Consider the following 21,437-nt stretch of genomic DNA (forward strand, 5'->3'; position numbering starts at 1 on the left):
TTCCTCATTTGCCTCGCATCATTTCGACCGCTTCGGCTACCGACTGCTCGAAGATGCGGCATACTTCTCCCGTTTCCTGCTCCGTGATCGTAAGCGGCGGCAGAAACCGCATTACTGCCGAGCGCCTGCCTCCGACCTCGATAATTAATCCGTTCTTGAAGCACCGTTCCTGAACGAATGCCGCCAGTTCGCCGCTCGCCTCATAATGGCCCAGCTTGTCCTTGCGTCCGTTCGGATTGACCATCTCGACGCCGATCATCAGCCCTCTGCCCCGCACATCGCCTACCTCCGCGAACTTCTCTTTCAACCGGCCAAGCCGCTCGAAGAACTGCCCGCTGCGCAGCTTCACATTGTCCAGCACGTTATGCTGCTTGATATATTTCAAGGTTGCCAGTCCGGTCGCCATTCCTAACTGATTGCCGCGGAATGTCCCCGTGTGCGCGCCCGGCTTCCATTGGTCGAGCTCTTCCTTGTAAATCACGACCGACATCGGCAAGCTGCCGCCGATCGCCTTCGAGCAGACGATTACATCCGGGATAATGCCGGCGTGTTCGAAGGAGAACATCATGCCCGTCCGGCCAATTCCTGCCTGCACCTCATCGATAATAAGCGGAATGCCCCGTTCCGCCGTTATGCGGCGAATTTCTTGCAGCCATTCGATCGCGGCTGGCACGGCGCCTCCTTCTCCTTGTACGGTCTCGACAATAAGCCCGCACGGTGCAGCGATCCCGCTCTCGCAATCGTCGAGCAAGTTCTCGATATACTGTGCGCTCAGCTTCGCCGTCATGCCGCCGCCGACACCGAACGGACAGCGGTATTCATACGGGAACGGCAGAAAATGAACGTCCGGCAGCAAGCTTTGCAGATGCTGCTTCTTGCTCAGGTTGCCGCTCATCGCCATCGTCGCTTGTGTCGAACCGTGATAGCCGCCTTGGAAAGCCAATATCGACTTGCCTTTCGTCGCATTTTTGACCAGCTTGATCGCAGCCTCTACCCCGTCCGCGCCGGTCGGACCGCAGAATTGAATCTTCGTCGTATTCCGGAGCGGCTCAGGCAGCATCGAGAAAATTTCCTGCATAAACTCCAGCTTCAGCGGTGTCGCCAGGTCAAGCGTGTGAAGCGGTATTTGCTTCGCAAGCACGTCTCCTATTGCTTCGACCACGACGTCGTGGTTATGCCCCAGCGCCAGCGTCCCCGCGCCAGCCAAGCAGTCGTAATACGATTGGCCCTCTGTATCCGTAATAAAAATCCCTTTCGCCTTCTGAATCACGAGCGGAAAATGCCGCGGGTAAGACTGCGCATTCGACTCTTTCTCGCCTTGCAGCTTCAAATATTTGTTCTGGGCCGTCGTTACGGACATCATGATCGAACACTCCTTATTCGGTTATCGCTGGCGAATAAACGCTTAATCTTCGAATAGATAATGCAAGTAGGCAGCAATTGCATCCGCGGACGCATTCTGCAAATAAAGATGGGGGTCGATCATATCCGGCAGAGCGTTCACTTCCAGAATGCCCCCGTTATCGCCGCCAAGCGGCTCGCTAATATTCCGGCAGCGAATGTCGATGCCTGCGACATCGATCTGCAACGCCGCCGCCGCCTCAACCGCCATTTGCAAGCTGAGAGGGTGAATATGTGCGGTCTTGTCCGTCACCACTTCACTGATTTCCCCCGCTAAAGCATTGGCCGTTGCGAACAGCTGAACCTGTTCTCCCCGGTCCAGTACATCCTCTAACGCCTTGCCCTGCTGCTTAAGACAAGCCAACAGCTCGTCCGACTCGGTCCGAACGGGCTTGAATGAATCAAAATCCGTAATCGGATTGCGTCTTCGCTGTTCCTCATTCAACCGGCGAATAAGCTGCTCGACTGTCGACCGGCCGTCGCCTGTCAGATACGCGGGCTGGTACTCTAATGCGCCGATTGCCTGTCCCGCGATCACGAGCACCCGATAATCGAGCCCCTCCACATTCCGCTGTATCATGACTCTGTCGCTATGCTCGCCCGCGGTCCGGAACGCCTGAGTAAGCTCCGTCTCCGACGAGACGCCTACCGTTACACCGGCGCTGCGGCTCGAGTCGAGCGGCTTCACCGTCACCTGCCGGTGCGTATGCAGGAACGAGAACGCCTCACCGCTCAGTTCCGATACGACGATATCGTCCGGCACAGGCAGTCCGCTTCTTCTCAGCAGCAGATTGGATGCCTGCTTGTCCTTCGCGAGCAGTCCCGCCATTAAGGTCATCCGATGCGATCTTGTCTTGTTAATAATGATCGTCTTGCCCTTATACGTCAGTTCCAGAAAGTCCTCGCAACCCGGAATTAACAGCCCGCATTCCATGCCAAGCTGACTTGCTTTATCGATAATGAGCCGATTATGCACATTTCGCACGATGTGCTGCTTCAGAACGAATCCTCCTTTGTTTAACAAATGTTGTATTTAACGCGGCAATGCCTTTCGCCGGTCCTCCCCCTAACCAATTTTCAGGCATGCAGTCGTCGTTGATTATATTGATAATGATATTCAATATCAATAATTAAACTAATCATAAGAGACGCCTTCATCGGTTGTCAATAATATGTTTTTCTTTAAAATTTTGTTTAATGGCATGCGCAAATAAGCACTTGTTTCATACGGAAACGAAGTGCTTGATAGCGTCATTTGCCTATAAAATGCTCGGTTTCTACTCAGCGGCAGCTACTTCATGCTTCAGCTTGGGACAAGTCGGGCAATAATCTTCCGGATCATCGGCCGCGAGATAATAATAGCAGCATGTCTTGCGAATCCGGATCGGATTGTCGGAGGCTGCTGTCACCTGCTTGGGACTGTTGAACCGGGTCATCGGGTTGTTATTCTCCCCGAACAATGCAGCCGGCGCTTCCGTCAACAAATAACGGTAGTCCTGCTCCAGCCGGGCCTGCTGCTCGCAGGTGGCGCCTTCACCGAAGACGTTCTCATATAAGTGATAAACATAGATGGCCGTATTCTCCCACAGCACCGCCCTCGACACTTTAGCCGATGCCGAGATCGACTGCCATACAGGGGCTAGATTGCCTGCGAAAATCGTCCGAATCACCTGGTTGCGCCATGTGCTCCGCTCGCCGTGCTCGGGCTGGGTGATCCGCGAGTCCGTTAAGCGTATCTTCGGAAGCCAAGCCTGGCCTTGCCTGTAGGATTCGACATGGCTGTTCGTGACCGAATAGTCCATCCCCTTGTTCAGCATCGTCATCGCATACAAGCTTGAAGCAATCGTAAGATAGCTGTACCGCTTCGCGAACATCGATGCGGCGGCTATATCCGACGATGTCTCGTACAGCTCAGCCATCCGGCCCAAATATTCACGGCACCGGTCCGCATCCAGCAGCTCGGCCGACGAAATCGACAGCGTCCGGTCAGCCAGCGGCTCGAACGTCAACCGGTATTGATTAACGAGAAGGTCCTGTTCTTCAGGAGAAAATGCGATCTCTAATGCGCGACTGTCCATATGGAATCACCCTGTTTACTGGTGGTTTTTGTTAATGATAATGAATCTCATTTTCGATTGTATGATAAATAAACATTTTTTTCAAGCTCCCGCTGGCTAAATTGGGATTCTGCATAAAAAAACAGAGCAGCGGCGCCAAACTCGCCGTGCTCTGTTCGGATTGAGATTCTATACCCCTTGAATCGCCTTCTCAGGCTCTGAGGGCTCTGCAGGCTTGATCGTGGTCAGCACTTCTTTCTTCAAGAAGAAGCAGATCACGATGACCAGAAGCGCGAATACGAAGGACACCCAATACAAGTGCTGGAAGGCGTCGGAGAAGACCGCTTTGATCTGGTCAGCCAGACCAGGATCCAAGTCCTTCGGAATGCCGCCTTGCGCCGCTTGTCCGATCGCTTCTTCGCTGCCCGCAGGCAATTCGCCAGAGACGAGCTTGCCGAGTCCGGACTTAATGTTGGACGCCAGCAGGCTGCCGAAGATGCTGACGCCAATCGTTAAGCCGAACGATTGGAACAGCGCGATCGAAGTCAGCGAGACGCCTTTGTCGGCATCCCCAACCGATTCCTGAACGATCAGGTTATTGTTGAACAGTACGCCAAAGCCCAGACCGAGAACGAAGAAATAGATACAGATCTCGAAGATTGGCGTATTCATATCGATGCCCGTCATCAGGAAGAAAGCCAATGCCGGCATGATCATCCCGACGATGAACACGTTCCGGTAAGGCACCTTCGTCATCATACGGCCAGTGAAGACGCTGACGATAACGGCGCCGACCATAAGCGGCAGCGTCAGGTAACCCGATGCGATCGGCGACAATCCGAGCACGTTCTGCGAGAAGAACGGGAACGAAGCGAATGCGCCCATGACGCCGATAACGAGCGTGAACACGATAAGCGACAGAACGACGAACGTACGATTGCGGAACAGGTGCATCGGCAGAATCGGTTCCTTCGCCTTGCGTTCGACGAAGACGAACACCGTCAGCAGCAGCGCGCCTAGAACCCACAGGCTGATAAGCGTCGGAGAGCTCCAAGCATACCCCTCCGTCTCATGCAATACGGGCGTGAGCAGCAACGACACGATCGCGCCAACGAGCAGGATAGCACCCGCCCAGTCGATGCTCGCATTCTGGTTGCCCTTCGACTCTTGCAATCCTGCTGACAGGACGACTGCCGCTATAACGCCGACCGGGATGTTCACCCAGAAAATCCAATGCCACGAAATATGCTCGGTCAAATAACCGCCGACCAGCGGACCGAGCAGCTGCGGAACGAACATAATCGCGCCGAATACTCCCTGCATCTTGGCGCGTTGTTCGACCGTGAACGTATCGCCGAATATGACCATCGCCAGCGGCATTAAGCCCCCGGCCCCGATCCCCTGTATCCCGCGCCCTGCGAGCAGAATCGGCATGGAGGTTGCGAAGCCGCAAATGATCGAGCCAATAATAAACAAGCTCATGCTCAAAATATAAATCTTCTTGCGTCCATACAGATCGGCAAGCTTGCCCAGGATCGGCATGAATGACGTCATCGTCAGCATGTACAAGCCCGGTACCCAGCCGTACAGCGACAAGCCGTTCAGCTCGCGGATAATGGTCGGCATCGATGTCGAGACGATCGTCTCGTCAAGCTGCGCGAAGACGATGCCGATGATCAATCCCGTCATAATTAATGCCTTATTGTTGCCTCGTTTCAAAGGTAATCCTCCCTCGATTTAATGGAGTGCTAATGACAATTTAGTGAAAAACAAATGACCTGTCAAACCTATTTCCTCACAATTGACTAATTGGTCAATAAATAGTCCGCAACGCCTATAAATACTGGGAAAAACCGCGTATCAATCCCAGTTTTCATCACTTCTGCTTCTGCTTCTGTTTCTGCTTCCGCTGCATGTTCAACACACGCAGCCGTTGTTCGATGCCTTAAGGGTCTAGAAAAATACGTTCCGCTTATCCAGCTGCCATTCTCCTTCGTTGCATTATGTACAATGAGCGGGGAACATTTTCACAGTCCGGCGCACTTCATTGTACTTCATACAATCGCTAATGCCTCATTTACCCGAAAAGCTGCTCATCGAGTCCCTATCAGTGTTTTTCCGTTGTACCAAATACAATCACGGCACCACAGCTCTCCCTACACGCCCGTTTCATTGCATAAATTGCATTACTTCACTTAGGGAAGTACAGAAGAAATTCTTCATGTTGCTTTAATTGTTCAACTACTAGTTATAGTCTCCTTTCGCGAACCCATATAGAGTCGAGTTTCTACATAAAAGAGGCCGTTAGCCGCCAACCAGGCAGCCAACGGCCTTCTTCCTTCTACAACGCACCTTCCTCCCGGACGATCTGCTCGCCTCGCTCGTAATCTTCCTCCGCCACGATGGCCACCAGCATAATGTCCCGGCCGGTTACCCGGTTGTCCGGTCCTCCCGAGCTGTAGCCGCTCGCACTGACGCTGGCAGCGTTCAATATGCCCGCATCGGGATCGTCGAAGTCGCCGCCGAGCGTCAGCCGTCCGAGCCCGACGAAATCGGCCGTCACCGTAGAACCAAGCTTGTCCAAGCTCTCGTAGCCGGGACCGGCTTGGCCGTCGATCCGCTCGATGCCATAATCGATCAGCCGAAGCGACTTCAACCGCTCGACCGCCCGTTCAGCCTCGTTCGGCGTATGGAAATAGGCGAAAATCGATTTTTCAGCCATGTGCTGCTTCCTCCATTTCTACGTACATTGCAGGAATCATGGAAATATACCCCAGTAGTGTGTTCCAGCCCCTTAGGAACTATACCGCAGCGGAATAATTCTTGATGCGATGCCGCTTCATCAGAACTTGCGGTACATACCAACTGACTTCGGATGCGTATATTCGAACCCATATTGCTGGTACAGCTGGTCGGCCGGAACGTCGGCAATAAGGCTGACGAACGCTCCTTGCGGCATATTCCCGTCCAAATAGTTCGTAATCTCGCTCATGATCAACTTGCCGTATCCTTTCCCCTGACAAGAAGGATCGACCGCGATGTCGACAATCTGGAAGAAGCATCCGCCGTCGCCGATCAGCCTCCCCATTCCGATCAACTGCTGATCCGAACGCCTCAATACAACCGCGAAGATGGATCGGCGAAGCGCATCACGCGCGACGGAGACCGGCTTCGGACTCAAGCCCGCTGCCGCCCTTAGTGAAACATACTCCTCCGGCTCCGGAATTTCATGAAGGACCGACAGATCGTTATCCATGCGCTACCCCCAGTTGTCTTCTTTTTCCTCATGTAAGATTAACTCTATCAGAACCCTTTATTCACCTCCTCCCACATAGATACTTACAAGGCGGAAAAAAGGACCGGAACCCGCATACGGCGGTGTTCCAGCCCTTCTACTCGTTACGGCTGCGTTCCCCAGATGAGCGTACCGTTCTGGTACAACGTCACTTTGCTCCAGTTCGCATACGCCGTCTTCGTCGGATCGAACGAGTAATCGCCCGTCTCGTTGAAGTTCGACCAATCCGCTTTCGCGATGCGCGCTTGAATGTCGCCCGACTGTCCGCCCGCTGCGATCGATCCGGCTCCCGCCGTGAACGAAATTTCCAAGTACGTGTCCGCGCCGCTGCCCGTCGTGCTTCCGAAGACGGTCGTAATATTCGAGTTGCCGACCTGCGCCCAATCAATGAACGCATTCAGCGCTTGCGCGCCATCCTTCGTGAAGTAGTAGCGGATTTTCAGCGTGCTGAGGCTGACGGCGGAAGTGCCGTTATTTTTAATATTGAAATGAGGGGAAATCGTATTATCAGTCGCGTTCGTATTCATCGCCCGGTATTGGACGGCGAGATTGCCCGTACCCGTTCCGCCGCCCGTGCTGCCTGCGCTAGGCGATGCGCTTGCTTGCGATGAGTTCGCGCTTGTTCCGGCGGCGTTCGTCGCGCTAACCACATAATAATACGTCGTACCGTTCGTCAGCCCCGTATTCGTGTAACTCGTCGAGGTAATGCCTGTGGCCACATTCGTGTAAGGGCCGCCGCTCGTCGTCGCGCGTTTCACCGTATAGCTCGTCGCGCCGCTCGATGCCGACCAACTCAGCGCCGCCTGTGCATTGCCTGCCGTTGCCGTCAATCCGGCTGGCGCAGCCGGCGGTTGCGGGTTCGTGGTGCCGCCTCCTCCGAATACGGAAGCAGGCACGCTGGTCGTCTTAATGCCATTCGTCCCGTTCACGACCGTGCTTCCCCACGAAGTCAGACTTCCCGCTGGACCGCTCGCAAGATCCAGATAGTTCAAATCCGAATTGTTGCCGTACCAGGACCACGCCAGCCAGCCGACACCCTTCTGCTGCGTATAATTCATAATCGCCGCTTCATCCACGTCTCCGTTCGTATGCTTCGGTCCGAATTCTCCGATCAGGCACGCCAGCCCTTTATTCAGCACGCCGTCGATATTCGACTGAATCGTCGCCGCATTGCCTCCGGCATACTCGTACATATGAATAGAGAATACGACGTTCTTCTGCGGGTCCGATGCCAGAACGTCCGCTCCATAGTTATGAATGGACGCTGGGTATTGACCCCATCCCGCAGCGTCTACGATCAGCGTATGGTTGAGGCCTGCCGCGCGAAGCTTCGGAATCATCGTTTGGTAGCCGCTCGCCCATGCCGGTCCGTCCCATGTGCCGTACCATTCGTTCGCAATGTTGATGATGACCTGGTCTTCCTTGCCGATGAGAGCGTTCTTAATGCTGATCCAGTAATCGACGGCCGCTTGCAGCGTGGACGTCGAGTCCGAGCCCGTGGCGTCATGCACCTCCAGTACCGCGACGAGCTTGTATTGCTCGCACAGGGCCAGAATATTTTGAACAGAGGCTTGATCGTCCTTCGTCCATTGCCCGCCGTCCGACAGAACGATTCTTACCGTGTTGGCGCCCGTTGCCGCTATCGCCGGGATCGCCGACGCCAGATCGTTCTTGTACCACGTATGCGCATGGTTGACCCCTCTCATAACGAACGGCTTGCCGCTCGCCTCATACAAGGTCGTACCGTTCACATAGAAGCCGGTTCCCGCCGCGTGCGCAGTTCCGCCGTCCCCCCTGCCCGGCAGCGCCGCAAAGCTCAGGCATAGAAGAAGCGACAGCATAACCGCCAATATTCGGTTCATACGTTTGGATAAATACATCAGTACACCTCCGCAAAGTTAGGTTTGTTAGGCTAATATTACAATCCGATCTCTTTATCCACCCCATCGTTGTAAGCACTTACAAATTAACGTTCGTCTTTTCACCTCCTTTGGTTTTCCTGTTCACTCTAGGGAGATGCTAGCTTATCAACTGAAAAGGGAGCAACAATTTTGGGGTTATGAACAAGCTAACAACTGTATTGTAAATTGAACTTTAGTAATTGTAAACAACTAACATTTTGCTAACAAAAACGGACCTGGTATGCACCAAGTCCGCTCGATTTAGGGTTGCCTAGCATTAGCAATGTCTGCACAGTCTGAGGTCTCTCTAAGGAAATGATTGGCGTGAGATCATGATGGTCTAGAATTGTCGTCAATTTTCTATATAATATAGTTAGTTTAGTAACTTAAGCATTGTGGAGGAGTTAGTGTGCATCATGAATAAACGCAAACTAATCATTCGCGCGGCCGGCTATATCGCCTTTCTGCTTTGTGTGTTTCTATTATTGCACAGCAGCGGCTTAACCGTTGCGGACTTAACACCGGAGACTATCCGGGATATCGCTCACGATGACATTATTTTGCTCATGCTTATCATGCTCGTCATTATGACGCTGCAGAACATTTTCACGTTCATTCCGCTTATCCTCGTCATTACGGCGAATATTACGTTATTTGGTTTCTGGAAAGGTTATCTTTACGGCTGCTGTTGCAGCGTCATCGGCAGCACACTGGTCTTCCTGTCGATCCGTTATTTATTCCATGATGTATTCGCCAATTCGGCGAAAATACAGCAGTTCAAAGAGAGAATCGAGAAGAACGGCTTTGCTTTCGTTCTATTCGGACGCATCCTTCCGCTTATGCCTACTAACTTGATCAACATCACGTCAGGGTTAAGCTCGATCCGAACGACGCAATTCATAATCGCGACAACGATCGGCAACTTGATCTATGGTCTGGCCCTTTCTTCCGTTTCCTTCGGTATGCTGTCGGCAGCCGACCATAATCATTTCTATGTCCTGCTGACTGCCGTTGTCGTCTTGGTGGTCGTCATATACTACAGGCTGAACAAAAGAAGGCTTAAAAAAGCGGTTGAAGGAAACACGAAACAGGACGCCCTATAAGGCGTAAGGATCCTGAGAAGACCCTTATTTTATTTGCATTCGCACCTCTAACTAATTAAGAGTCCGCCAAAGACACTTAAATCCACCCAACGCCGCTCCTGCACCACCAAATGGGCGAATAAGCGACCTTAGACGTCTCTTAATTGCTGCAATCCCGCTGAGAGACGCAAATAAGGGTCCTGAGAGGACCCTTATTAGACTGTCGAGAAAGTCTAATTGACTTCTCGGCACTTTTATTTTTATTTAGTGGTTCGCATTCTTTTTGAAGAAAAATCGATTTAAAACGATCATCTACTCAACTCAACCCATCAGCTTCGGCTTGAGGTCTTCCCCATCTTTAATGCACAACGGGTTGGTCCAAAAGGTAAGGTCGGGGCGGTCGTAATCAATCTCCCGCAACATATCGAGAACCTTGTCTACGGGACTCGTGATAATATCTGAGCTTGATCTAACCCGCAGTAGCTTCATCTCGAGGGTTAACGTCTCTTCGGATGCCTTCAACAACGTACGGTCCATATATAGATAGGGCACACTGCCGTAAGGACTTAACATGATAAAAACACGGTCATCGGTTGCCGGACCTTCCCTAAGCAGCCGGCCGGAAGGATGAAACACAAGACATTCTGCAGGTGTCAGCTCATTATACTCAAGTTGATCATACCGAGGCTCATACACTGTACCCCCGTATTCCTCCAAAATGCTAATCAAACAACCCTCAAACCATGATGCTTTTCCCATTGAGTAAGCCTTATCTGGATAAAAATATAGCGGATCAAAATCTACCGGTCTGATCGGTGCACCATACCAGGCGCCATCGTCCGAGTACAGATACCCTTCCGTCAACTCGGCAAGAGCAGAGGCAAGCAAGCCGTATGCCAAATTGATGATCGCAGGCTGCCCCGCCGATCTTCGGAACGTCCAGTAGTGGCCATTAACCAGCGAACGCCGCACATCGACATATGTATCCCCGTATTCGCTGTAAGAGTCCCATATCTCTAATGTCGTTTCATCGACTTGCTCGTAATAAGCATCGGTCCCGCCGCCTTTTTCGCTCGGCTCTGCATAGAACCAAGCATACTCGTCGCTCCAGGCAACGGTTTCCGCGCTCGTGTCGTCTGGCGACACGAACCGCTCGCCCAACCGGACATGGATCATTGGCATTACTTGCAGCCCGTGGGGCTCTAGAAAATGATGCAGCTTCCGGTTAGCCAGCTGAAGCAGCTCCGTCATGCTCGGGATGACCGATGTTCCAGGGTAGACCTCAAATACAGTACTCAACTCGTTCACTCCTTCAGTTGGAATGGTTCGAGCTATTCGACGGTCAGCTTAATAGCTCTTCCCGTAATCGACTACGTTGCGAAGCTTGTCCGTCCCGCCCGCTAGATAGATCGCGAGGTTCGAGGCGAACAGCCGGACGACCCGCTCCGTATTACGGACGGTCATGCCGCCGGCATTATGCGGGGTTAGAATGACGTTCGGCAGCGACCAGAGCGGATGCTCCGCCGGCAGCGGTTCCTGCTCGAACACGTCGAGTCCAGCGCCCGCAATAACGCCGCTCGTCAGTGCATCGACCAAATCTTCCGTCCGTACTGTCGCACCGCGCCCCACGTTGATGAAGCAGGCGCTGTTCTTCATGACGGCGAATCGTTCCGCGTTGAACAGATGCTGCGTCTCAATCGTCAGCGGCAGTATATTCACGACGTAGTCCGCTTCCCGCAGCGCATCATCCAGGCGGGACGTGTCGTAGACAACATCGGCCTCCGGCATGGGCACAACAGCACGGCGGACGGCGATGACGCGCATATCGAACGCCCGTGCAATGCGGGCAACTTCCCGGCCAATTTCGCCTGCTCCGACAATGGTGACGGTACCTCCATTCACTTCCGACAAGGAGGCCGGACTATCCCACGTTGCCGTCTGCTGATTGCGTACGGCGGTTGCGATGCCGCGCGACAACCCCAGCATCATCGCAACAGCTGTCTCGGATACCGATCTTGCGTGTACGCCGCTGGCGTCGGTCAACAAGACACCCCGCTCTTCGAGCAGAGAAAGCGGAAGCGTATCGATGCCTGACGACCACGTTTGCAGCCAACGAAGCTTGGTCCCCTTTTGCAGCGCGATCTCTTTCACCTTAGCGTCCCAGCCGAAAATAATATCCGCCTCGCGGTAATCGTCATCCTGCAGATCAGCCATCCGGCCGAAGATGACTTTGCAATCCGCAGCGGCGCTTCGAATGGCCTCCCGCTGTTCCTCGTTGAAAGGCTGAAGCGCTAAAATCGTCGTCATGGCGACATCCTCCTTGTTGTTCGGTTTAAAGTAAGTTTGATCTATAGTAGGTGTACTTCCAGCAAGCTGCGCAAAGCCGTGTCATGCCGCTCCAACCAATCGTTCCGGCTTCGGAATTGCTGCATGATATAGCTGAACTGAGGCTCAACCTTGCTGCCTGTGTAATGCTGTCCGATGTAAATGTGCAGCACGGCCACATGATAAATTTGCGTCATCAACTGCAAACAATCGATTTCGCTTGCTGTGGCGCTCCGGTGCTCAGCATACCCTTGCAGGAAAGCCTCGGCCATATCCAGCGAACCATCGGACATTTGCAGCACATGATTCAAAGCTATCGCCAGCTCCATAATGCCGGCATCAAGCGAAATAAAGTCGAAGTCGAGCACACCGCTAATTCCATGATCTTCGGCGAGCAGATTGAACACGAGCAGATCATGATGCACCAACTGCTTCGGCAGGGACGTTATCCGTTCCGACGACCGCTCAATATTTTTCAACATTTCATAATAAAATGCGATCGCATCCTCCGCTACGGGGAACGGCGGTTTCTGCATGAAAGCCTGAACGGCATCCTTGCCGGCCAGTGAATGAAGCCCATATACCTGAGTAAAAGAACAGCCATAATAAGACAGCTCTCCTGCATCGAATCGGCCAAGTGTCGCAGCAATCTCGCCAACGACGCGCCCGAACCCGCGAACCTGGCTCGCATCTGCAAGCTGCGGAGCACTTCCGTTCAGGAAAGAAACCATCGCGCCTAATGTTCCGTCGGGAAACTGTACATAGTTCTCTCCTGTTCGGGTATGTATCAGTTCCGGTACTTGAAAAGAAAGCCCGCAACGATTCAGATATGACGTCACTTGCGATTCGAGTTCGATGCCTGGCACGTCTTTCGTATATTCATTATAAATCCGTATAATGTATCGGCTCTCTTGGATGCGGACGATCCGGGTTACATTCGTCAGTCCAAAAGGAACCGGTTCAATCGAGTAAGGAATGTCTTCGTCGACATAATGCCGAACGAGTTGATCAAGCTTTGCATCCGCGTTCATCCTGACACCCGCCTCCCCGCTGAATAACCATAGACTACTAGTCAAGCATCTGCCTATCGATGATATGAATGTATCGTACTATATTCCCCTGCACCCGGATAGACAAAAAATAGAAGCTGCCCGCAACGTACCGGCAGCTTCTAACGATCATCTATTTTATTCAACCGGCTGAAACGGCGGCTGTGCTTTCTTCGCGAACCGCAACTCGGCGGCAAGAACGAGCGGATATAACAGAATCACAACGAGGGTGAAGAAGATGGACTTCTCGAAGACACCGCGGAACTTGTCGATCGACCTGCCGTCTTCTCCGATGATCCAGTTCGCAACCCAGTTCGTGATGCCAACTCCATCATTCGATACGGAGATCAAGTTCTGCGTATAATTTTGGGCCAAGCAGACGAGGGCGGCAGTAGACAGAAAGATGGCTAGAACAACACCTTTCGAGTACGGATGGGTGACTCCGGCTCTTCTGAGCGCATAAACCGATCCCATTACAATAAATGTACATACAGCCACAAACAACATCTTTGCACCTCCGTTTTCCTTTCTGCCTAATTAGACGGGGCGCTGCCGGATTATGTTGCGAAGCTGCATCTGCCAATTACATCCTACGCGTATCTCGTCCACGATTGCAGCGTGCGGGCGACATCGGCACCCTCCACGATCATGCGGCGAATATCCTCGTTGATCAATTGGCGCGAAGCGTTCCACTTCTTATTCATGAAAAATCCGCTTATTTGCACATGATCGAGCTCCTGCATATACCGGGAATATATCGGATGGCTCATCAGGCCGCGCTGCTCTGCCTGCGAGCGGCTAACCGGAGGCGTCCACGAATGGCACTCCAGAATGTAGTGACGAAGGAAACGCCATGCCAAGTCCGGCTCTGCCGAGGCTGACGTAATCCCAGCGCCGCCCATATAAACCATATTCGCCTGCTGCCCGCCCGGTATATTCGGCAGCCCGACCACGCCGTACCTCTCCTCCGGCTGATCCCTCAATAAGTCATTAGCGTTCCATATAAAAGAGAACATCATCGCGTTCTCTTCGCGCCATGAACCAGCTGTGCAAGGCTCGTCCGGCAACCGTGCGACGCGATGCTTGCGGAATACATCGACGATCAACTCGAACGCCTCAATCGTAAGGGCGCTGTCGATATACCCCCTTGATGTTGAGCCGTCCGGCGAAATATAACGGCCTCCGCCCCGCATAACGAAAGACTCGAACCACTCGATGTCGATGCCAAGACCCAACCCGAACTGGGAAGCGATTCCTTGCTCATCTCGAATCGTCAGCCGTTCGGCCAGCGCCATCATGTCCTCCCATGTCCATTCATCCGTCGGATAAGCGAGCCCTGCCCGGTCGAACTTCTCTTTGTCATACATCATTAACGGAGGGCTTACCTCGGTCGGCAGGCTAGTCAGCACACCCCCATGTCCTGCAACCCGCAACAGACCGGCATACAGATCGTCCCTTAGCCCTGCCGATTCGTTCACATACGGGTTCAAATCGATGAATACGCCGTCCGGATTGCCTGCCTGAAGGCCGCCTGTCTCGATGAGATCCGGCGCTTGATCAGACTGCAAGGCGCGCATGATCTCAAAATAATCGTTCGCCTGCTCGATCTCGATGTGCACGCCGGGATTGGCCTGTTCGAACGACGCTTTCGCGGCTTGCAGCTCCCTCATATTGTAGCTGATTTCGGTCATGAGCCGTATTGTCTTCTTCATCCCTTGCTCCCCTTCTTGCAGCGTAATAGGTTCCAACAAATACGTATGATGCCGGCCGCAGCATGAATTTGAACAAAAAAACGAAATTAAAACCGGAATTTGCCGATGCCGCCTTGCAGCGCGTCCGTCATCGACCGCAATTGGTTCGAAGCGGCCGCCGCCTCCTGCACCATCGCATTCTGCTCCTGCACCGACGATGCGATCGCACTTAGGCTGTCGGCATTATGTCCAGCCGCATCGGCTACCCGCTCTGCATCGGTGCGCATCGCATTCATTCTCTCCGATTGGGCATCCATCAGCTCTGCGATCCGGTTGATCGCATCCACCGTGCGATGGACGGATTGCGATATTTGCTGCAAATGTCCGATGGTTTCGTTCGTTTTGGACGATTCCTCGTAGGTATGCTGCGCCTGCAGCTCCATTCGGCTGACCGCGACGTTCAGATCGGACTGAATCGCCTCGACCAGACCGCCGATATGCTTGACCTCGGTCGTCGTATGGTTGGCCAGCTTCCTTATTTCGACAGCAACGATCTGAAAGCCTTGTCCATGCTCCCCGGCGTGAGCCGCCTCGATCGAGGCATTCAACGCGAGCAAATGCGTACGGGCCGAAATCTCTTCGACCACATGAATAATTTCGCCGATCTGCTCGGCGTGTTGATTCAGCTTTTTGACCAAGCCGGTCGTTTCATGCCCCTCTGCTGCCAGACGCTTCATCGCCCCCGACAAGGAATCGATGGCATCGCTGCTGCGGTCCATCGCCGACGTCATTTGCTTCGCCTCCTGCTGGGCATCTCCCGTACAAGCCGCGGCATCTGCGGACAAATCCGCAATTTCTTCAATGGAGTCATACATCAGCCGCGATAGCTGAGCCTGCGTATCCGTGTTGCGCGATATTTCCTCTACCCGTTCCGATACGCCCGTCAACAGTGCCGCCGCCTGCTCCATCGCAAGCCGCAGTTGCTCCACTTCGGAACCGGTAGCTGTAGAATGCCGGTCAATATCGGCTACGATGCCTCTTAGACTAGCAATCATCCGGTTGAACGACGAAGCCAGCAGCATCAATTCGTCCCGGGTGCGCGGAATAGCGACAACAGCTTGCAGATCGCCTTCCGCCGCGGCCCCGGCCGCCCGGTGCAGATCATTCAACGGCTTCACCAGCCAACGCGCGGTCAGCCAGCCTAACAGCCCCGTCCAGAATACGCCGAGACCGAACGTAAAGCTTGAGAATATCCATGAATCCATATTCGGAGCCAAATAATTTTTCAGCACAAAAATACAAAACGCACTCGTACCGTACGTGGTTGCAGCCACTACCGAAATCCCTACCACAATCTTCGTAACCAAGCTCGTTGAAAACCTCATTCGTCTGCCTCCTCCAATGCGGGTCCATAATGAACAAGTCCTTCTTGTTCCATTATGACGCCAAGACGAAGAAGGCACTGTGACATATGTCACAGTGCCTTCGCTCTAGTGATAAGAGGCTTTATACCTAATTAGACGGAATTCTGCGCCTGCGCCTGTGCCCGCTGCTTGCGGCGGCCCGGCATTGCGACGAGCAGCGCCCATATGATCACGGCCAGCATCACGGCCGCAATAACGGCGAATAACCACCGCGTCGCATCCGCTCCGTGCTCATCCAGGAACCAGCCCGTCAGCTTCGGCATGAGCGCGCCGCCGATGCCGCCGAACACCATCATCAGACTCGTCGTCTTCTCCGACAGTCCGGGCACCGCCCGGTTCACGAATACGAGCGCAATCGAATACATCCCAGACATGACAAGTCCCGCGAAGAAAGTCAGAACAAACAAACCGTTCGCACTGTCTACTCCGCCCATAATGACGAAAATAACAGCCGAGGATATACACGTAAACATCATATACGTTCCGCTGCCCCAGCGGTCAGCCACATGGCCCGATACTAGCCGCCCAAGCACCATCGCTCCCCAGTACACGCCGAGCGATAGCGATGCCGCAGAATCGGCCATTCCGTTATTCTGCACGAGCAGCGACGGGAAATAGTTCACGAAGCTGATCTCGAACCCGACATACACCGCGAAGAAGCAGCCGCATCCCAGCCATACCATCGCCATACGGGAACGGCTCATCCTATTCCGCTTCTGGGCATCGGACTCTGCTTCCCCTTGGCTCACAGGGCGGTCCAGAATGGACGGCCACCATATAATCCACAACAGCAGCGTCATTGCCGAGAGTACGCTCACGACTCCGAACGCCGTCACCCAATAACCCGCATTAATAAAAGCGGCACCGACGAGCGGCATCAACAGCGCGCCTACGCCGAACGATACCTCTACCCGGCTCATCGCCACGTTGGCATTGCGGCCAGCCGCGCTAATGATGAACGAGGCGACGACCGCCTCCGTCGTACCGAAGCCTAGCCCCGCGAACGGCGCAGCCGTCAGCATGACCGCCCAAGACGGCTGGCTCACATAGACTGCTTCTGCCAACGTCATAATCGCAAGCGCCGATAGCAGCAGCTTCTTCTTGCCGATCTTTCCAATCAACCATGGCGCGAGCATGACACCCAACATCCCGCCAAGGAACTGGTGCATGACGAGCTGTCCGCCATCTCCATATTGAATCCCATATGCTTGCACCATCGGCTCCATTACCGCACCGACGACCAATTGCCCTAATCCGACTACAACGAAGGCAACACATGCTAATATTATAAGCCGAGTCATCTGTGTCATTGCTCCTCTCGAACTTCCCCGGTGAATCCTGCTCAGCGCCCCCATCATACCATTGCCTGCGGCCTATGAACTATGTCCCATTGTGCCGTTTTATTATTGGATTCTGTTTAGCAGAATCCGGCATTAAGACCAGAAGCGCAGCCGGCCAGTCTGTGGTCTCTGATCTCCCGCCGTTGCTTTGGCCAGCTTGATTCAAACAAATAGAGCCTCGCGAGTATAGATTCTTACACGCTGTGCTCATCGTTGGAAGTCTGTCTGTAGCAGAAGGGCCGCCCCTGCTGTCATTAAAAGAAATGACGGCTGGGACGGCCCTTTTTTACGATAAGAAGGCTGATTTAATTTATGTTCCGCAGAAGGTCCGATAGGGAAGTCCCGTGGATGAAGGAAGCTCACAGTACACATCCTGTTCCGGCGAATATGCATATGGCTTCGACAAAGCTGCCAACAGTCGCTCCATCACGCTGTAGTCGCCCTGTTCCACCGCCGCATCCAGCGCCTCTTCCACCCGATGATTGCGGGGAATGACGGCCGGATTGCTGCGGCGCATCAGATCGCGTGCGGCATCAACCGACTCCGGCTGCCTGCCGAGCCGGGCCTGCCAGCGCGCATGCCACTGCGCATACTCCTCCGACTCTCCGAGCGCAGACCGTACCGCCTCATGTTCACCGAGCGTGAGAGCACGGAACGTGTTCGTATAATCTGCACGGTGACGCTGCATGAGTCCCAGAAGCTCTTTGACCAGTTCTTCGTCGGCTTCATCCTCTTCATGCTGGAACAGCCCCAGCTTCGCTTTCATTCCAGCCAGCCAATGGGCGTAATATTGCTCGGCGAAGCCCGAGATCGCATCCTGCGCCAGCTCGATCGCCTGCTCCATATCGTCATGCAGCAGCGGCAGCAGCGTCTCTGCGAATCTGGCCAGATTCCATGCGCCGATCTGCGGCTGGTTGCCATACGCATAACGGCCCTGCGTATCGATCGAGCTGAATACGGTCGCAGGATCGAACGCATCCATGAACGCGCATGGACCGTAGTCGATCGTTTCGCCGCTAATCGCCATGTTATCGGTATTCATGACGCCATGAATGAACCCGACAAGCTGCCATTGCGCAATGAGCGCGGCTTGACGCTTAATCACTTCCATCAGCAGCGTTAAATAACGGTTCTCTCCGGCTTCGGCTCCTGCCTCAGCCTCAGGATAATGCCTTTCCAGCGTATAATCCGCCAAATCTCGGAGTTCTTCCGTCGTCCGCCACTGGGCGGCGTATTGGAACGTGCCGACGCGAATATGGCTGGCCGCTACGCGTGTCAGCACAGCGCCTGGCAGTTCCGTCTCCCGATAGACCGGCTCGCCAGTCGTTACGACCGCCAAGCTGCGCGTCGTCGGGATGCCCAGCGCATGCATCGCTTCGCTAATGATATATTCGCGCAGCATAGGTCCGAGCGCCGCACGGCCGTCGCCTCCGCGGGAGTACGGCGTTCTGCCCGAGCCTTTCAACTGAATATCGACCCGTTCGCCATGAGGTGTCATATGCTCGCCAAGCAACATAGCGCGTCCATCGCCCAGCATATTGAAATGGCCGAATTGATGGCCCGCATAAGCTTGCGCAAGCGGCGCCGCGCCTTCAGGAATCCGGTTGCCGGCGAAGACTGCCGTTCCCTCCCCGCTCTTCAGCGCCTTGGCATCCAGACCAAGCGATTCAGCCAAGGCTTCATTCACAATAACGGGCTGCGGCGCATCAGCAGGCACCGGCTCTTGTCTCGCATAGAAAGTTTCCGGCAGCCGAGCGTAGCTATTGTCAAAACGCCAGCCGGGCGTTCGGTTTGCAGTTGGTTCAGTCATCGGATCTCCTGCTTCCGTGTAGAGTTTGAGCTTATTATACCCTTTCCTGCGATTTCCTGCGCTCTATGTACGCCTGCAAGGGGGAACGACGCTCAAACCAACACGCAGGCTGCCACTATAAAAACTTGTACAGCCAAGCCATATGATAAACGGCAAGCAGTGCATAGACGAGCGTAACGATCATAATTAATTTCGTAATATAGGAGGGCCGGCGAATATACCGGTTCAGGACGAGGAGCATAAGGGGCATAACCGTTTTATATCCATAGAAGACAACGGGATGCATCTCATACAGCGCAGCAGCAAACGGGTTCGCCTCGCTTACCGCTTGCATCCGAATGCCCGCATCGGTTGCTATGGCATCGAAGAGCGATAACAACGTCAGCCCCATAAGCATAATAGTGCCTAATCGCACGCTGTCCATGAATAGCTTCAACCTCAATCGAACGAGCATAGACAAGCCCCCTTATGATACAAATTGTATCATAAGGGGGCTTGTCTTCTCAATCTTATATCCTGACTATAATAATGCCGCTGCCTTAAACTCTTCGACAAAGCCGTTCAGCCAGTCCTCGCCATAATCGATCGCGCCCATGTCTCCTGGGATGAAAGCGACATCCAAGCTCATGACCCACAGCCGTCGCGCCATAAAGAACAAGTCGATCGCCTGTTCATCCCGCTCCGAGAACGGACGTACGGACCGGTACCCTTCCAGCAGCGCTGCCCACAGCTTCTCCCGATTGTCCGGCTGCTGGCGCTTGCGGCCTTTCACCTGCGCCAAGTCGTAAGCCCGCCAGCCTGCAGCCGCCCACTCAAAGTCGAAATGAACGAACCGGCCGTTCTCGACAATCGCGTTATTGTTCCCATGCATATCGCCGTGGCAAATGCCATAATCCAACCCTTGCCCGCATGCTGCTTCGATACGCGCTTTCAGGCCATTCGCGAATGCCGTCAGGAAGGATGCCTGCTCATGATTCCTGCCGATGTATTCTACAATGCACTCAAGCGGCTCATTAATCAAAAAGTCCGTGTCGAGCTTATAACGGGGCCTAACCACGCTGATCCGGTCCATCGCGGCATGGAGTTCGGCGGCCGACTGGCCGAACGCATAGCAGGACGGCTCGTCCTGCAGCCCGCTCTCCTCGCCTTCTATGTAACGGAACATCACAGCCATCCGCCGCCCTTCCGGAGCGTCTACTGTCGTGAAGTATGTGCCTCTCACCGTTGGAACAGGCTCCGCCACTTTCGTTGCAACGCCGCGCAGTTCCTCTTTCAGCTGGTTCAGCAATGCCGTTTCATAAACGACACCGTTCTCGCCGATTCCGACTCTATAAACACGAAGAATAAACATTCCTTCCGACGTACGGACCCGATAAGTATCGTTCAGCCCTCTCAGCCAGAACACGCATTCTTCCCATTCTCCAATCTCATAGACACAGCCGAAATAAAATTTCAAATACTCCGCGTTCAACACCGAACGCATCACTCTTGATCCCGTATACATTCTCTGCCCCTCCTATGAGGCCGATTGTATCACAGGTTTTTCCTTATCAATGAACCATCCTTGCTGTTCGGATTGGATTAAGCACCGTAACCTTTGGTAAAATAACCCCGTCTGAATTGAGGAGGGATTTCCATGCGAATGATCATTGCTATTGTATTCATGCTGGCTTTATTGACGGGCTGCGGCGCCGGTACGAGCGCGAAGGAACCGCTGACCTTGCAGCAGGTGACCGATGCGCTGCAAGCGGAAGGGCTGCTGTTGGAGGATGACGCACCGGTTAATCCGGATAGTATTTTTCAACAAGGAATTGATGGCGTGAAGCCCCGCTTCTATCGTCTGGCGGACGGCATCGTCTATATCTATCTGTTCGAGACGAATGATAAGCGGATTCAAGGCTACGAGCATTTTTATGACCGGCCGCTCGACTTCGAAGCTCACCATACGCACGAGGTCAACAACGTATTCATCGTATTCACCGGAGGACACCAGAAGGGCGACACGACGGACGACCGGATAAAGGCCGCGCTCAAGCGGCTGGAGTAGTGGCTGATGGAGTAC

General features: G+C 53.7%; 19 protein-coding genes. 2 read left to right on the forward strand and 17 right to left on the reverse strand.

Annotated features, from left to right (window positions below; genetic code table 11):
• Nucleotides 1–4: 4 nt before the first annotated feature.
• The 7 genes from PKO01S_RS13055 to PKO01S_RS13085 all read right to left on the reverse strand — a co-directional run bounded on the left by PKO01S_RS13055 (nucleotide 5) and on the right by PKO01S_RS13085 (nucleotide 8,633).
• Nucleotides 5–1,360 carry a diaminobutyrate--2-oxoglutarate transaminase gene (locus tag PKO01S_RS13055; protein ID WP_407669649.1) on the reverse strand — a complete coding sequence of 452 codons (1,356 nt, stop codon included), beginning with the start codon at nucleotides 1,358–1,360 and terminating at the stop codon, nucleotides 5–7.
• A 45-nt stretch (nucleotides 1,361–1,405) separates the two neighbouring features.
• Complete coding sequence (locus PKO01S_RS13060; RefSeq protein WP_246070561.1) at nucleotides 1,406–2,386, reverse strand: ATP-grasp domain-containing protein; 981 nt, start codon at nucleotides 2,384–2,386, stop codon at nucleotides 1,406–1,408.
• 292 nt (nucleotides 2,387–2,678) lie between these two features.
• Nucleotides 2,679–3,479 carry an IucA/IucC family C-terminal-domain containing protein gene (locus PKO01S_RS13065; protein ID WP_127531836.1) on the reverse strand — a complete coding sequence of 267 codons (801 nt, stop codon included), beginning with the start codon at nucleotides 3,477–3,479 and terminating at the stop codon, nucleotides 2,679–2,681.
• A gap of 168 nt (nucleotides 3,480–3,647) precedes the next feature.
• The gene (locus PKO01S_RS13070; protein ID WP_246070562.1) at nucleotides 3,648–5,177 is read right to left on the reverse strand and encodes an MDR family MFS transporter; all 1,530 of its coding nucleotides are present in this window, start codon (nucleotides 5,175–5,177) and stop codon (nucleotides 3,648–3,650) included.
• Nucleotides 5,178–5,799: 622 nt separating this feature from the next.
• A complete protein-coding gene (locus tag PKO01S_RS13075) occupies nucleotides 5,800–6,180 on the reverse strand; it encodes a hypothetical protein (RefSeq protein ID WP_127531788.1) in 381 nt (126 codons plus the stop codon).
• Between the two features lie 120 nt (nucleotides 6,181–6,300).
• Nucleotides 6,301–6,714 carry a GNAT family N-acetyltransferase gene (locus PKO01S_RS13080; RefSeq protein ID WP_127531789.1) on the reverse strand — a complete coding sequence of 138 codons (414 nt, stop codon included), beginning with the start codon at nucleotides 6,712–6,714 and terminating at the stop codon, nucleotides 6,301–6,303.
• A 143-nt stretch (nucleotides 6,715–6,857) separates the two neighbouring features.
• Entirely contained in the window at nucleotides 6,858–8,633 is a 1,776-nt protein-coding gene (locus PKO01S_RS13085) for a cellulase family glycosylhydrolase (protein WP_246070563.1), read from the reverse strand.
• A 437-nt stretch (nucleotides 8,634–9,070) separates the two neighbouring features.
• Between PKO01S_RS13085 and PKO01S_RS13090 the strand changes: the two genes are divergently transcribed.
• On the forward strand, nucleotides 9,071–9,757 hold the full coding sequence (locus tag PKO01S_RS13090; RefSeq protein ID WP_127531790.1) for a TVP38/TMEM64 family protein: 687 nt from the start codon (nucleotides 9,071–9,073) through the stop codon (nucleotides 9,755–9,757).
• 300 nt (nucleotides 9,758–10,057) lie between these two features.
• On the opposite strand, the gene PKO01S_RS13095 is transcribed toward PKO01S_RS13090, so the two are convergent.
• From PKO01S_RS13095 to PKO01S_RS13140, 10 genes are all read right to left on the reverse strand, one after another.
• Nucleotides 10,058–11,035 (reverse strand): hypothetical protein, encoded by a 978-nt coding sequence (locus PKO01S_RS13095; RefSeq protein ID WP_127531791.1) that lies wholly within the window; start codon nucleotides 11,033–11,035, stop codon nucleotides 10,058–10,060.
• Between the two features lie 48 nt (nucleotides 11,036–11,083).
• Entirely contained in the window at nucleotides 11,084–12,043 is a 960-nt protein-coding gene (locus PKO01S_RS13100) for a D-2-hydroxyacid dehydrogenase (RefSeq protein WP_127531792.1), read from the reverse strand.
• 41 nt (nucleotides 12,044–12,084) lie between these two features.
• Entirely contained in the window at nucleotides 12,085–13,092 is a 1,008-nt protein-coding gene (locus PKO01S_RS13105) for a phosphotransferase (protein WP_127531793.1), read from the reverse strand.
• Between the two features lie 156 nt (nucleotides 13,093–13,248).
• A complete protein-coding gene (locus PKO01S_RS13110) occupies nucleotides 13,249–13,617 on the reverse strand; it encodes a hypothetical protein (protein ID WP_127531794.1) in 369 nt (122 codons plus the stop codon).
• Between the two features lie 83 nt (nucleotides 13,618–13,700).
• Nucleotides 13,701–14,822, reverse strand: coding sequence for an ABC transporter substrate-binding protein (locus PKO01S_RS13115; RefSeq protein ID WP_127531795.1), 1,122 nt, complete (start codon nucleotides 14,820–14,822; stop codon nucleotides 13,701–13,703).
• 86 nt (nucleotides 14,823–14,908) lie between these two features.
• Complete coding sequence (locus PKO01S_RS13120; RefSeq protein ID WP_127531796.1) at nucleotides 14,909–16,186, reverse strand: methyl-accepting chemotaxis protein; 1,278 nt, start codon at nucleotides 16,184–16,186, stop codon at nucleotides 14,909–14,911.
• A 131-nt stretch (nucleotides 16,187–16,317) separates the two neighbouring features.
• A complete protein-coding gene (locus PKO01S_RS13125; protein WP_127531797.1) occupies nucleotides 16,318–17,526 on the reverse strand; it encodes an MFS transporter in 1,209 nt (402 codons plus the stop codon).
• Between the two features lie 349 nt (nucleotides 17,527–17,875).
• Entirely contained in the window at nucleotides 17,876–19,375 is a 1,500-nt protein-coding gene (locus PKO01S_RS13130) for a protein adenylyltransferase SelO (protein ID WP_127531798.1), read from the reverse strand.
• Between the two features lie 115 nt (nucleotides 19,376–19,490).
• Complete coding sequence (locus PKO01S_RS13135; protein WP_127531799.1) at nucleotides 19,491–19,829, reverse strand: DUF5658 family protein; 339 nt, start codon at nucleotides 19,827–19,829, stop codon at nucleotides 19,491–19,493.
• 66 nt (nucleotides 19,830–19,895) lie between these two features.
• Nucleotides 19,896–20,879, reverse strand: a complete 984-nt coding sequence (locus tag PKO01S_RS13140) for a phosphotransferase enzyme family protein (RefSeq protein WP_127531800.1) — start codon at nucleotides 20,877–20,879, stop codon at nucleotides 19,896–19,898.
• 132 nt (nucleotides 20,880–21,011) lie between these two features.
• Between PKO01S_RS13140 and PKO01S_RS13145 the strand changes: the two genes are divergently transcribed.
• Nucleotides 21,012–21,422, forward strand: a complete 411-nt coding sequence (locus PKO01S_RS13145; protein WP_127531801.1) for a hypothetical protein — start codon at nucleotides 21,012–21,014, stop codon at nucleotides 21,420–21,422.
• The last annotated feature ends 15 nt before the right edge of the window (nucleotides 21,423–21,437 follow it).

Source organism: Paenibacillus kobensis NBRC 15729 (assembly GCF_004000825.1).
Taxonomy (GTDB): domain Bacteria; phylum Bacillota; class Bacilli; order Paenibacillales; family Paenibacillaceae; genus Paenibacillus_T; species Paenibacillus_T kobensis.